Genomic DNA, 14372 nt, shown 5'->3' with positions numbered 1-14372 from the left:
TTATTGAATTCTAAATTAGTTTAAGCGGCCGTGGCACTGCTTGTATTTTTTACCGGAACCACAAGGGCATGGATCATTACGACCAATTTTATTACCTTGGGTTGCAATCTTCGCTTCTGCTTCTGTCATTAAAGATTCAGCTTCAGCTTCATGGCTTAAATGCTGTTTCTTCGCCAGACGTTCAGCTTCTTCACGACGTTGTTGCTCTAACGCTTCAACTTCTTCCGGTAAACGTACTTGTACTTTTGACAAGGTACTGATCACTTCATATTTCAATGCTTCCAACATATTGGCAAACATACTGAAGGATTCACGTTTGTATTCTTGTTTTGGATCTTTTTGTGCATAGCCACGTAAATGGATACCTTGACGTAAATAGTCCATGGAAGCCAAATGCTCTTTCCATAATGTATCCAGCGTTTGCAACATAACGCCTTTTTCAAAATTACGCATTGCTTCAGAGCTAACGATCTCTTCTTTACGCTGGTAAATTTCAATCGCTTTTTCCATGATACGTTCGCGCAAAGTTTCTTCGTGAAGTTCAGGCTCTTTGTCTAACCACTCTTGAATTGGTAAGTCGAGGTCAAAATCGTTCACTAAACGTTTTTGCAGACCATCAATGTCCCACATTTCTTCCAGTGATTGAGGCGGAATATACGCATCAATAATAGTGGTAAAGACATCCTCACGAATACTGTCTACGGTTTCTTTAATATCGCCGCCATCCAGCAATTCATTACGCTGAGTATAGATAGCGCGACGTTGGTCACTTGCCACATCATCATACTCAAGTAATTGTTTACGAATATCAAAGTTACGGCTTTCAACTTTACGCTGGGCGTTAGCAATTGCTTTTGTGACCCAAGGGTGTTCGATAGCTTCGCCCGGTTTCATACCCAGTTTTTTCATCATCCCCGTTACACGGTCTGATGCGAAGATACGCATTAAAGCATCTTCCATTGACAGATAGAAACGTGATGAACCAGCATCACCTTGACGTCCCGCACGACCACGTAACTGGTTATCGATACGGCGAGATTCATGGCGTTCTGTGCCGATGATATGTAAACCACCAGCTGCTAACACTTCATCGTGACGAATTTTCCAGTTCGCTTTGATTTCATCAATTTGTTCTTGCGTTGGGTTCTCTAACGCAGCCACTTCTGACTGCCAGCTTCCCCCTAACATGATATCGGTACCACGACCCGCCATGTTAGTTGCGATGGTTACAGCGCTTTTTTGCCCCGCGTTAGCAATAATGTCAGCTTCCATTGCGTGGAATTTCGCATTCAATACGTTATGAGCAATTTTTGCTTTAGTCAGCGCATGAGAAATTAATTCAGATTTTTCAATCGAAATAGTACCAACCAGAACTGGCTGACCTTTGGCGGTTTTATCACGGATATCTTCAATAATTGCTTCAAATTTGTCTGCTTCAGTCATATAGACTAAGTCAGGCATGTCTTTACGAACCATTGGACGGTTAGTTGGGATAACAATCGTATCCAGCTTATAGATTGAGCTAAATTCGAATGCTTCGGTATCCGCAGTACCGGTCATACCCGCTAGTTTTTCGTATAGGCGGAAATAGTTCTGGAAAGTAATCGATGCTAATGTTTGGTTTTCATTATGGATCTCAACACCTTCTTTTGCTTCAACAGCTTGGTGCAGACCATCAGACCAACGACGCCCTTCCATTGTACGGCCAGTATGCTCGTCGACAATGATAACTTGGTTATCTTTAACAATATAATCAACATCACGAGTAAACAGCGCGTGGGCACGTAAACCGGCCATGACGTGGTGCATCAGCATGATGTTTGATGGTGAATAAAGCGATTCGCCTTCATCCATTAAACCTGCTTTTGCTAGTAATTCTTCAACGAGAACTAGACCGCGCTCTGTGATTGTTACCTGACGAGATTTTTCATCAACCGAGAAGTGACCTTCGCCTTGGAAAGTGTCCGAGTCTTCTTTTTCTTGGCGAACTAATTTCGGGATCAGTTTATCCACTTTAATATACAGGTCTGAGCTATCTTCCGCAGGACCAGAAATGATCAGTGGCGTACGCGCTTCATCGATAAGAATGGAGTCCACCTCATCCACTAATGCGTAATGCAATTTACGTTGAACGCGATCTTCAGGGCTAAATGCCATGTTGTCACGTAGATAGTCGAAACCAAACTCATTGTTGGTACCGTAAGTAATATCTTCCGCATAAGCTTGGCGCTTAGCAGGTGGAGCCATACCCGATAAGTTAATACCAACGGTTAAGCCTAAAAACTCGAATAATGGACGGTTATTTTCCGCATCTCGTTTTGCTAGGTAGTCGTTCACCGTAACAACGTGAACCCCTTTGCCTGATAATGCGTTAATGTATGCTGGTAGCGTTGCAGTTAGTGTTTTACCTTCACCTGTACGCATTTCTGCGATGCAGCGCTCGTTCAGTACCATACCACCGATTAACTGAACGTCGAAGTGACGCATACCAAAGACACGCTTACTTGCTTCACGCACTGTCGCAAACGCTTCAGGGATCATATTTTCAATACTTTCGCCTTGTTTTAAACGCTCACGAAATTCTACGGTTTTGGCTTTCAGCTCGTCATCCGATAATTTCTCAAACTCAGGCTCTAGCTTGTTAATTTTTTCCACTTCTTTACGCAGACGGCGCAGAGTACGGTCATTACGGCTACCAAATACTTTGGTTAATAATTTAGTTAACATATTTTTTCTCAGGTAAATCAATTAATTATTTGAATCGATGATTTTTGACACGATGAGAAACGACCCAATGGTAGGCTTAACATCGTTAAATGGATTTAAGCAAAAAAGGGCCCAGCCCGAATGCCGTGTACCTGAGCAACCCAAATCGCGGGCTGATAAACAGTAAAGAGAGGGTAGATATGTTCGCTAGCTTGAGTCGTTGCCACATCCCATTGTAAAGATCGCTGCGCTAACATTGCGTACAGCGTATCTAACATTAATTGAGGGGCAAATAGCGTCTCTTTTTGTAGCTTACTTTTATCGGTATCTTCATCTTCTGTCGCTGAAAAGGCAAAAGTCAGTTGGCGGATAACATTACGTACCGCATGCTGCTGCCAGTAGTTGACGGAGTAAGAAGATGAGGATGAAGAGCGTTGAGAATTCTGCTGAGCAAATAAGTTATCGAAAGCATTTACAGCTTGGCTTTGTCGATTGGCTGGCGCAGAATTAACTTGAGCCTGCTGAGATTCTGATAAGGCATTTAAAATTGTAGGCAAGCCAACACCCGTAGCCACAACACCTAATAACAGGTGGGACCAAAAGTATCGTCTACCTAAATGTCGCCAAAAATTTAAAATGCCCATCAAACTCTTATATAATTTATAGATTAAAGTATGATTCCCAATTATGTTCTGACATCTTTAGCAATCGCGTAAAATGAGAGTTCACAATGAGAGATAGTCATCCACAAGCACTTTTCGATGTTCTCGAAGAGTCTCTGGCAAAAACATCAAACACTTTACAAACTATTCAGCGAAATGCAAAAGCTATTCTAAAATTGAATCGTGTTGTAAAAAGTTTGCTGCCAGCGGAAATTAAACCCATGTGTCGGGTGGCAAACTACCGTAATAACATTATGGTTATCGAAGTGGCTAATGCCAGTTGGATGACCCGCCTTAACTATGAAAAAATAAACCTTCTTTCTGCATTAAGGTCGTCTATTCTACCATCTTTATCTTCCATCGACATCAGAATCAACCCCGATCTTATACGAAAATCTAAGCAAAATAGCTCATTGAATAAGCAATCAGTGAATCATAAAGAAAATCGTAATCAAAGAAAGATTAGTACGCAAACCGCTGAGCAGTTATTAAGATTAGCGAAAAAGAGTCCGAAGGGATTAAAAGAGAAGTTTGAGCGGCTGGCTGCATTAGCCGGAGAGAGTACTAATGCAACCAACAGAAAAGACTAACTCTGACTGGCAGAGATAGCCGCATAATAGAAACTATTATGCGAATACAGTCGAAGGCGCTTTGAATGCCATAGGTAATTCAGCTTCATCTTCAAAGGTGACCAGATCCCAAGCAGATTCTTTAGCCAGAACCGCTTGCAGCAATTTGTTATTCAGTGCGTGACCCGATTTGAATGCAGTGAATGCACCAATAATATTATGTCCACACATGAATAAGTCACCAATTGCATCGAGCATTTTGTGACGAACGAATTCATCTTCAAAGCGTAAACCATCTTCGTTGAGTACTTTATAGTCATCAACGACGATAGCACAGTCAAAACTACCGCCTAAGCATAGGCCTTTCGATTGCAGATATTCAATGTCACGCATGAAACCGAAAGTGCGCGCGCGGCTAATTTGGTTCACAAAAGATTCCGCAGAGAAATCCATTGCATAGCGTTGCGTGCTGCTATCAATTGCAGGGTGTTGAAAATCAATAGTGAAATCAAGGCTAAAGCCATTGTATGGAGACATTTCTGCCCACTTATCACCATCTTCAACACGTACAGTTTCTTTAATGCGTAAGAATTTCTTCGCACAATTTAATTCTTCAATACCGCCATCTAGCAGTAAGAAAACAAACGGTGCAGCACTGCCATCCATAATCGGGATTTCAGGCGCATTGACTTCAATAACAATGTTATCGATGCCTAATCCTGCTAAAGCAGCATTCAAATGTTCAACCGTCGAAATACGTACGTTATCTTCGTTGACTAAGCAAGTACATAACATCGTATCGCGAACTGATTTCGCATCTGCCGGAAAATCTACCGGTGGATTAAGGTCAGTACGACGGTAGATGACCCCGGTATTGGCCGGTGCCGGACGTAAAGTAAGCGTAACTTTCTTGCCGGTATGTAAACCAACACCAGTCGCTTTAATAATACGTTTAAGTGTCCGTTGTTTGATCATCGTATTTTCTCGCAATGTTATAAGTCCTACTGGCTATCTTAATTGATAACCAGTAGAAAATTTTAGCACAAAAAGCGGAAAAACCAATCTAATTAAAAATTAATCGGCCTGTTTACGCAAGAAAGCTGGGATATCTAAGTAATCCGGCTCTTTATTTACTTGTGTATTTTGGTCGTTAACGGCTTTTGCAGCTGGTTTTTCATCATTTAATGAAGACATGCTATTTTGCATTTGCTGATAGCGTTGCTCCATAGAAGCTTGTTGAGACATTTTATTGCTCACTAAAGTAATTTCTGGACGCTTGTCCATACCAATACCAGTAGCAACAACAGTCACGCGCAATTCTTCATGCATTTCTGGGTCTAAAGAGGTACCGATTACGACAGTCGCATTATCTGATGCGAATGCACGAATGGTATTACCCACTGTTTCAAACTCATCCAAGCGCAGGTCAAAACCAGCAGTGATGTTGACCAGAACACCGCGCGCACCAGACAGGTCGATATCTTCCAGAAGTGGGCTAGAAATTGCCATTTCAGCAGCTTCTTCCGCTCTATCTTCGCCACGAGCGACACCTGAACCCATCATCGCGTAGCCCATTTCTGACATCACAGTACGTACGTCAGCAAAGTCCACGTTCATTAAGCCTGGGCGAGTGATCAGCTCAGCGATACCTTGAACTGCACCTTTTAATACGTCGTTAGCCGCACCAAAAGCATCCAGTAAAGAGATACCACGACCAAGTACTTTCAGTAACTTGTCGTTAGGGATAGTGATCAGCGAGTCAACGTGCTTAGACAGCTCAGTGATACCCGCTTCCGCGAATGCCATACGTTTTTTGCCTTCGAAATTGAATGGCTTAGTCACGACAGCAACGGTTAGGATACCTAATTCTTTAGCCACTTCAGCAACGACTGGCGCTGCACCCGTACCAGTACCACCGCCCATGCCTGCAGCGATGAACACCATATCTGCGCCATCAAGAGCATTGCGCAGTGCTTCACGGTCTTCTTCTGCCGCATTACGGCCGACTTCTGGGTTTGCACCCGCACCCAGACCTTTAGTAATACCGGTACCGATCTGAATGGTTTGTCCGACTGCGGTTTTACGCAGGGCTTGTGCGTCGGTGTTGACTGCGAAGAATTCAACACCCTCGATGCGCTCGCGTACCATGTGTTCAACGGCATTTCCGCCGCCGCCGCCAACGCCGATGACTTTAATCACCGCATCGTTGGTTAGCTCCATTGGTTCAAACATAATGTCTCTCCGTTTTGTGCTTACTATTGAAGCTAATAATATGCTTCTAAATAAAAATTAAAATTCTTTTCTCAGCCAGCTGGTGAGCTTACTAAACCACCCGCTAACTGAAGCACGTTTTTCCGTCTCGGTATCATCGCCAAGGTGGCTTTCTTTACCGTAATGCAGAAGCCCTACCGCTGTGGAGTAGTACGGCTCCTGAGCATAATCCGTTAATCCTGTTATATTAAGTGGGGTACCGATTCTGACCTGTGTATGGAACACTTTTTGAGCGCATTCAACTAGCCCATCAATCTGTGCTGCCCCACCCGTCAAAACTATCCCTGCCGCTAAGTGGTGTTTGACACCTTGCTGGCGTAACTGTTCCTGTAAATTTAAAATTTCTTCATTCACTAAATTTAACAGCTCAGTATACCGTGGCTCAATCACTTCCGCTAAGGTTTGACGCTGTAAACTTCTCGGTGGACGACCGCCAACACTCGGTACTTCCACCGTTTCATCTTTACTCACAATCGAACCGACTGCACAACCGTGACGCACTTTAATCGCTTCGGCATCTGTTGGCGGCGTACCAAATGCGTAAGCGATATCACTTGTCACCACATTACCTGCATATGGGATCACTTTGGTATGACGCAAAGCACCACCCGTATATACTGCCATGTCCATTGTGCCGCCACCGACATCAACAACACAGACACCTAATTCGCGCTCATCTTCAGTCAACACACTGTAGCTTGCAGCAAGACCGGCAAAAATAAGCTGATCAACTTTTAACCCGCAACGCTCAACAGCTTTCACAATGTTCTTTGCCATATCGTTATGGCAAGTGATCAGATGAACTTTAGCTTGCATACGAACACCAGAAAGACCGACTGGATTTTTAATGCCTTCTTGGTAGTCAATCGCGAATTCTTGCGGGATAACATGCAAAATTCGGTGTTCGTCTTTAACTCGGACAGATTTCGCCGTATGAACGACGCTGTCTACGTCTTCTTGTGTCACTTCTTCTTCTGAAATTGGCACCATACCAATTTCATTTTGGCAGCTCACATGTTTACCTGATAATGCAAGGTAAACAGAAGAAATTTGGCAATCTGCCATTAATTCAGCTTGGTCAATCGCTCTTTGGACGCATTTAACAACCGACTCAAGATCGTTAACGCCACCTTTGTCCATTCCGCGAGATGGACAGCTTCCCACCCCAATAATATTAACCATACCATCGGGCAGAATTTCTCCTACAAGGGCTGACACCTTGGAAGTTCCAATTTCAAGGCCTACCACTAATTTTCTGTCCGTTGCTTTAATCATTTGCTTCTGCCTATCTGCCTAATTTGAGTTATTAGCAATTTGTCTTATTGGAAGCCTTGCGGTGCGTCAACTAATAGAGGAGCCCACCCCACCGCTGCCCCACTGGTATAACGCAAATCAACATAGTCGACGCGTTTATCAGTCGTTTGCTGTAAGAGCGGATAAAGCTCGAGAAAACGGTTTAACCGCTCTAACACATCTTTTTTCCCAAGTTCGACTCTTACATCATTATCTAAAATAATCTGCCATGCATGGCGCGCTGTCATAGAAACGGATTTTAGTTTCAAGTTATTTTTCGCCAAAATACCACTTAGCACAGCAAATTCTTTCAAAACCTCTGTTTGGCTTCCTTGCGGACCATACAGCAACACATAATCGCCTTTACCATTTTGACTTGGTGGAAGGGTAAATACGCGCCCTTCTTGGTCGACCATGTTTTGGTCATTCCATCTTGCGTAGGGTTTGTACTCCGCAATATGGATTTTTAATTCATCCGGCCACTGTTTACGCACTGTCACTTGGCGTATCCACGGCATCATACTGATTTGGTTTTGAATCGCATTCACATCCACCGTCATAAAGGTTCCCGGCTGACCTAATGACAAAATTGCCTTTCGCACATCGTCATTGGTGGTGTAGTTACGCTCTCCCGTTAATATCAGTTTGGACATTGGCAGCCTATCGGCATCCTTCATCCAATTCATCACAGTCCAGCCGCTCCACACAATGGTGCCGACAACCATCAGGAAGAAAATCAATCCACCCAGAAAAGCCCCATTACTTGGTCTTGAGCGCGGATCTTCATCTTGCTGACCGCTATTGTGATTATGATGCCTTACGTTTAACGCTGCCTGTGACATATCAACTAGCCAATTCCAAAATACGTACCACTAACTGCGAAAAATCCAAACCTGCTTGACGCGCAGCCATTGGAACTAAACTGTGACTGGTCATTCCTGGCGAAGTATTTACTTCGAGCAAATAGAATTCCCCGTCACTATCTTGCATCACATCAACCCGTCCCCAGCCACGACAGCCTACCGCTTGATAAGCTTGCATTGCGATATCTGCCAGTTTCGCTTCAAGGTTGCTTGTTAATCCACTTGGGCAGAAATATTGAGTCTCATCGGACAAATATTTTGCTTCATAATCATAGAAAATACCCGGTGGCTGAATACGAATCGAAGGCAAAACTTCGTCCCCCAGTACCGCTACCGTATACTCAGGACCACTTAACCACTTTTCAATCAACAATGTATCGTCAAATTGGAAAGCAAGCTCAATGGCTTCTGGCAGTGCATCCAGAGCATCAACTTTGCTCATTCCAACACTGGAACCTTCCAAACTCGGTTTAACGATAAGTGGCAGTCCTAAGTGCTTAACTTGCTGAGCTAACTGCTCTTTTTTAATATTAGTATATTTCTGCTTGTTAAGTGAAATATATGGAGAAACACTTAGTCCAGCACCTTGCCAAAGTTGTTTGGTGCGTAGTTTATCCATACTCAGTGCAGATGCCATTACGCCACTGCCGGTGTATGGAAGCCCCAGAAACTCAAGCATTCCTTGGATCGTACCGTCTTCCCCGCCACGACCATGTAAGGCGATAAACGCTTTATCAAACCCAGCTTCTTTTAATGTCACAACAGGAAAATCTTGGGTATCAATTGGATGTGCATCAACGCCCGCTTGGCGTAATCCCGCCAATACAGCATTGCCAGACTGAAGTGACACTTCACGTTCAGCAGATGTGCCGCCAAAGAGAACCGCGATTTTTTCTGTCATGCTTATTCCTCAACCATCGGTGGCTGTAATTTCGTTTCTGCTAGGTTTTTGGCTATTTTACCAATATTTCCTGCGCCTTGAACTAAAATTAAGTCGTTATCATCAAGAACTTGTGCCAGCATATGTGAAACTTGTTCAGGTTCTGCCACAAAAATAGGGTCAACCTGCCCACGACCGCGGATTGTACGACATAATGAGCGGCTATCAGCTCCTGGAACTGGCTTCTCACCCGCAGAATAAACTTCCAGCATTAGCAAGACATCTACCTGCCCTAGCACGTTTGCGAAATCATCGTATAAGTCACGAGTACGCGTATAACGATGAGGCTGGAAAACCATAACGATACGTTTATCTGGCCAGCCTGCTCGAGCGGCTTTAATCGTGGCATCCACTTCTGTTGGATGGTGACCATAGTCATCCACCAGCATCACTTCGCCTTCTTTACCATTCACATTACGCAGCGCGTAGTTACCTAGGAAATCGAAACGACGACCTGTCCCTTGGAATTCCACGAGTGCGGACAGAATGTGTAAATCGTCGATGCCTTCTTCGGTTGCTACCGCAACCGCTGCCGTTGCATTGAGCGCATTGTGGCGACCAGGTGCATTTAGCACAACAGTTAATTCTGGCATGCCTTCACGAGCAATCGTGAAAAAGCCTTGATTCCCTTTTTGCTCGTACTTGGTGATACGAACATCCGCATCGTCACTAAAGCCGTAAGTGGTAATGTAACGACCGATTTTTGGTAATAATGAGCGGATCACTGGGTCATCGATACACATCACTGCACGGCCATAGAATGGCAAGTTATGCAGGAAGTTGATGAAGGTATCTGTCAGGTTTTCAAAATTGCCCTGATAGGTATCCATGTGATCAGCTTCAATATTTGTCACAACTGCAACAAGTGGCTGTAAATGCAAAAATGATGCATCACTTTCGTCCGCTTCAGCGATTAAATAACGGCTGCTACCTAAGCGAGCATGAGTTCCCGCTGATTTCACTAATCCGCCATTCACAAATGTTGGGTCTAAGCCCGCTTGAGCGTAGATCCCAGAAATCATTGCCGTTGTCGTTGTTTTACCGTGAGTTCCCGCCACTGCGATACCATGACGGTAACGCATTAATTCAGCCAGCATTTCAGCACGGCGAATCACTGGGATACGCAGCTCTTTTGCAGCTTGAATTTCAGGGTTCTCTGCAGAAATAGCCGTAGAAACGACTACCACACTTGCATTTTCAACGTTTTCAGGACGATGGTTAAAATAGATAGTGGCGCCTAACTCAGTCAGTTGCTGAGTCACTGCATTAGGTGCTAAATCTGAACCACTAATTTCATAACCTTCGTTAGCCAACACTTCAGCGATACCACCCATGCCAGCACCACCGATGCCGACAAAATGAATGTGCCGTACTCTACGCATTTCTGGCACCGATGTTCTTAATTTCGCTAACTGTTGTGTATTCACTGTATTTCGCTTCTCTATAAATTCTGTCTACATTCTATTTTGTATGGTCAGGCTATTTCGCAACATCGCAAATAACCGCCGCAACACGTTCGGTTGCATCCGTGATGGCACAGCTATAGGCTTTATCTGCCATCGACAATAATTCGGCTCTATCCCACTTGTTGAGTAACTCAACAACAGCTTCGGGTGTAAATTGCGGTTGTTCAATAATCTTCGCAGCCCCTGCTTGTTCTAAAGGCAGTGCATTCCAATATTGTTGGCGGTCTTTATGCTGGAAAGGAACAAAAATCGCAGGTAAACCTGCCGCAGCTATCTCACTGACAGTTAATGCACCTGAACGACAAACCACAATATCAGCCCATGCGTAAGCTTGCGCCATATCATCAATAAATTCAGTCACTTTAAACTCAGAATTGCCTGAATTTTGCAAGCAATCATTATACAGTGCTTCTGTCGATTCCTTACTGCCTTTTCCAGCCTGATGCCAGATATTTAACTGTTTGCTCACATTTCCAGCGACTACAGGCATGACTTGATTTAAAATTCGTGCCCCTTGGCTACCACCTACAACTAATACGCGTATCGCGCCTTCACGACCAGCTAAGCGCTCTTGTGGCGCCGGCAATGCCAATACATCTTCACGCACAGGGTTACCTACAACGGGTGCCTCAGGGAATGCGCCAGGGAAAGCTTGTAAAACACGTTTAGCGATTTTTGATAACCATTTATTGGTTAATCCCGCGATCCCATTTTGTTCATGGAGAACAACAGGGACGCCACATTGCCAAGCCGCGATACCGCCGGGGCCAGATACATAGCCGCCCATACCAAGAACGGCATCAGGTTGATAGCGCTGAATAATCGCTTTCGCTTGGCGAATGGCTTTATAGATACGCCAAGGTGCACCAATTAATGCACCAATGCCTTTGCCTCTTAAACCCGAGATCTGAATAAACTCAATATCAATACCGTGTTTCGGTACTAAGGTGGCTTCCATGCGATCCGCAGTACCTAACCAGCGAATTTCCCAACCTTGAGCCTGCAAATAATGCGCCACAGCTAAGCCGGGAAAAACGTGTCCCCCAGTTCCGCCTGCCATAACGAGTAATTTTTTTGCCTGACTCATTTGGAACTCCTTACAAACGCCTGAGCTTTCTCAAGTCGTGTTTCATAATCAATTCTAAGTAACACAGCGATCGCCGCTGACATCACTAATAAACTCGACCCCCCGTAACTGATTAACGGGAGTGTTAAACCTTTCGTTGGCAACATGCCTGCCGCAGCTCCCACGTTAACCAATGCTTGGAAGGTAAACCAAATACCGATGGCACACGCGAGATATCCACCAAATAATTGCTTTGTCAGTAGCGCTCTACGTCCTACCATCATCGCTCTAAACGCCAGCATGAATACCATCAGTAACACCAGAACCACACCTACATAACCCAGCTCTTCAGCTAGTACGGAGAAAATAAAGTCAGTGTGTGCTTCCGGTAAATATTCTAATTTCTGTACTGAGTTGCCCAGACCTTGACCAAGTAGCTCGCCTCGACCAAACGCCATCAAAGATTGCGTTAACTGATAGCCACTACCAAACGGGTCATCCCACGGGTTTAAGAAGGATGTCACGCGGCGCAAACGATACGGTTCAAAGACAATCAAAGCCAGTACGCCTACACCACAAGCCGCGATACCGATGATAAACGGCGCTAAACGCGCACCGGCTAAAAACAGCAACCCTAACGTAGTCACAACCAGTACAACTACCGTTCCTAAGTCTGGCTGCAACAGCAGCAATAACGCCATCATGATCAAAATACACATCGGTTTTACGAAGCCGAAAAACTTGGTGCGCACTTCATCTGACTTACGAACTAAATAGCTGGAAACGTAACAAAACAACGCGAATTTCGAAATTTCTGCGGGCTGAATTTTCACAATACCGATGTCAATCCAACGTGATGCCCCGTTGACAGAACTACCAGCCACCAGCACCACTGCCAGCATGCCCAATGCGCCCATCAGCAAAATAAAACTGTATTTTTCCCATGTTGCCATCGAGACCCGCATTACCCCTAAAACCAGAAGAAATGCGACGACCAAATACACCACGTCACGCTTAGCAAAATAGAATGGGTCATCCGTTAATCGTTGTCCTACAGGCATCGATGCGGAGGTCACCATAATGAAGCCGATTGCCGCCAGACCGAATGCTAACCAAACCAATGTACGGTCGTAGAGCGTCGTGCCTGAAATCACGCCATTCTTTTCACCGATGATCCAGTTTTTTAAACGCAAAGCACCCGGTATGGTCATTAACCTAACTCCTTAGCGAGTTGAGCAAAAACATCACCTCGCTGCTCAAAACTTTTGAACTGATCTAAGCTGGCACATGCAGGGGATAACAGCACCATATCGCCCGATTTTAACAACGGCGCAATTTGGCGCATACTCTGTTCCATCGTATCTGTCAGCACAGATTTTTCTGGTGCGAGTTCCGCTAATTGCTGACCGTCACGACCAAAACAATATAAACGGTAGTTATCTGCCGAAATGTATTCTTTGAGCGGAGAAAAATCAGCTGATTTGCCATCACCACCCAACAATAAGTAAATGTTACCATCCACATGTAACCCATTGAGTGCAGCTTCTGTACTGCCCACATTGGTCGCCTTCGAGTCGTTGATCCAACGCACACCTCGGTTGAAAAAGACCAACTGGAAGCGATGAACTAAACCGGCATACTCTTTTAAGACTTTAAGGCTCGCATCACGCGGGATTGCCACTGTATCAGCTAAGGCTAATGCAGCCAGTGCATTCATATAGTTATGCTGCCCAGTCAGATGCATTTGCGCCACATCCAACACCTCTTCACCTTGAGCAACTAAGACACGTTTTTGCGTATCAAAGTAGTAATCACCGCTATTTAAACCAAAACTGGTGTATTGGCTAACACTCTGGTCATGTGGGAGCGTTAGCGGGTCTTGCGCGTTCACAATACAGTGTTGCGCATTATCATAAATACGTAATTTTGCTGCGCGATATTGCTCAAGCCCCAATGGATAGCGATCCATATGATCTTCAGTCACATTCAACACGGTAGCAGCTGCTGCACGTAGGCTAGATGTAGTTTCCAATTGGAAGCTAGACAGTTCCAACACAAACAGGCTATGCCCTTGATTGAGCAAAGAAACTGCAGGAATACCAATATTCCCGCCCACACCAACGGAAATTCCAGCTGCTTTCGCCATTTCTCCCACAAGGGAAGTTACCGTGCTTTTACCATTAGAACCTGTGATTGCGACAATCGGCGCATCCGCCTCACGGCAGAACAGCTCAATATCTCCCACAATTTCAATACCGTTGCTTGCAGCTTCCTGTAACTGTGGCGTTGCTAACGCAATGCCTGGGCTGGCAACAATCAGATCCGCTTGTTGCAGCCATTCATTATTTAAGCTGCCACTATGACAAACAACATTCTCAGGCAGTTTATCAACACCAGGTGGCACAGCGCGGGTATCCATCACGCGAGGAACAACCCCACGAGCAAGGAAAAAGTCAACGCAGGAAAGCCCGGTTAAACCTAAGCCGATAATCACTACGTTTTTACCCTGATACTGCTGAGCCTGTGAACCAATCAT

The 14372-nt window shown here is 44.8% G+C and carries 12 protein-coding genes; 1 reads left to right on the top strand and 11 read right to left on the bottom strand.

Annotated features, from left to right (window positions below):
* Positions 1-15: 15 nt before the first annotated feature.
* A complete protein-coding gene (secA, locus tag GKR61_RS07275) occupies positions 16-2727 on the bottom strand; it encodes a preprotein translocase subunit SecA (protein WP_036951189.1) in 2712 nt (903 codons plus the stop codon).
* Positions 2728-2822: 95 nt separating this feature from the next.
* Positions 2823-3350 carry a secA translation cis-regulator SecM gene (gene secM, locus GKR61_RS07270; protein ID WP_154600046.1) on the bottom strand — a complete coding sequence of 176 codons (528 nt, stop codon included), beginning with the start codon at positions 3348-3350 and terminating at the stop codon, positions 2823-2825.
* 86 nt (positions 3351-3436) lie between these two features.
* Here secM and GKR61_RS07265 point away from each other — a divergent pair, with 86 nt between their 5' ends.
* The gene (locus GKR61_RS07265; RefSeq protein WP_036951192.1) at positions 3437-3958 is read left to right on the top strand and encodes a DUF721 domain-containing protein; all 522 of its coding nucleotides are present in this window, start codon (positions 3437-3439) and stop codon (positions 3956-3958) included.
* A 36-nt stretch (positions 3959-3994) separates the two neighbouring features.
* Here the strand turns inward: GKR61_RS07265 and lpxC are convergent, their stop codons facing one another.
* From lpxC to murD, 9 genes are all read right to left on the bottom strand, one after another.
* Complete coding sequence (gene lpxC, locus GKR61_RS07260; protein ID WP_154600047.1) at positions 3995-4912, bottom strand: UDP-3-O-acyl-N-acetylglucosamine deacetylase; 918 nt, start codon at positions 4910-4912, stop codon at positions 3995-3997.
* A gap of 99 nt (positions 4913-5011) precedes the next feature.
* Complete coding sequence (gene ftsZ / locus GKR61_RS07255) at positions 5012-6169, bottom strand: cell division protein FtsZ (protein WP_036951193.1); 1158 nt, start codon at positions 6167-6169, stop codon at positions 5012-5014.
* 57 nt (positions 6170-6226) lie between these two features.
* On the bottom strand, positions 6227-7483 hold the full coding sequence (gene ftsA / locus GKR61_RS07250; RefSeq protein WP_036951194.1) for a cell division protein FtsA: 1257 nt from the start codon (positions 7481-7483) through the stop codon (positions 6227-6229).
* A gap of 44 nt (positions 7484-7527) precedes the next feature.
* Positions 7528-8343, bottom strand: coding sequence for a cell division protein FtsQ (gene ftsQ / locus GKR61_RS07245; protein WP_036951195.1), 816 nt, complete (start codon positions 8341-8343; stop codon positions 7528-7530).
* A 1-nt stretch (position 8344) separates the two neighbouring features.
* On the bottom strand, positions 8345-9265 hold the full coding sequence (locus GKR61_RS07240) for a D-alanine--D-alanine ligase (protein WP_154600048.1): 921 nt from the start codon (positions 9263-9265) through the stop codon (positions 8345-8347).
* 2 nt (positions 9266-9267) lie between these two features.
* Positions 9268-10686 carry a UDP-N-acetylmuramate--L-alanine ligase gene (gene murC / locus GKR61_RS07235; protein WP_154600130.1) on the bottom strand — a complete coding sequence of 473 codons (1419 nt, stop codon included), beginning with the start codon at positions 10684-10686 and terminating at the stop codon, positions 9268-9270.
* A 97-nt stretch (positions 10687-10783) separates the two neighbouring features.
* Positions 10784-11857: an undecaprenyldiphospho-muramoylpentapeptide beta-N-acetylglucosaminyltransferase gene (gene murG / locus GKR61_RS07230; protein WP_036951198.1), complete on the bottom strand. Its 1074-nt coding sequence runs from the start codon at positions 11855-11857 to the stop codon at positions 10784-10786.
* Positions 11854-13047 carry a cell division protein FtsW gene (ftsW, locus tag GKR61_RS07225; RefSeq protein ID WP_036951199.1) on the bottom strand — a complete coding sequence of 398 codons (1194 nt, stop codon included), beginning with the start codon at positions 13045-13047 and terminating at the stop codon, positions 11854-11856. Before ftsW ends, murG begins: the two co-directional genes overlap by 4 nt.
* Positions 13047-14372, bottom strand: coding sequence for a UDP-N-acetylmuramoyl-L-alanine--D-glutamate ligase (gene murD / locus GKR61_RS07220; RefSeq protein WP_036951200.1), 1326 nt, complete (start codon positions 14370-14372; stop codon positions 13047-13049). Before murD ends, ftsW begins: the two co-directional genes overlap by 1 nt.

The sequence above is a fragment of the Providencia sp. wls1916 genome, from assembly GCF_009706585.1.
Lineage (GTDB): Bacteria > Pseudomonadota > Gammaproteobacteria > Enterobacterales > Enterobacteriaceae > Providencia > Providencia lanzhouensis.
Note: the sequence above shows the minus strand (reverse complement) of the source record. Positions and strands in the feature narration are given on the sequence as shown.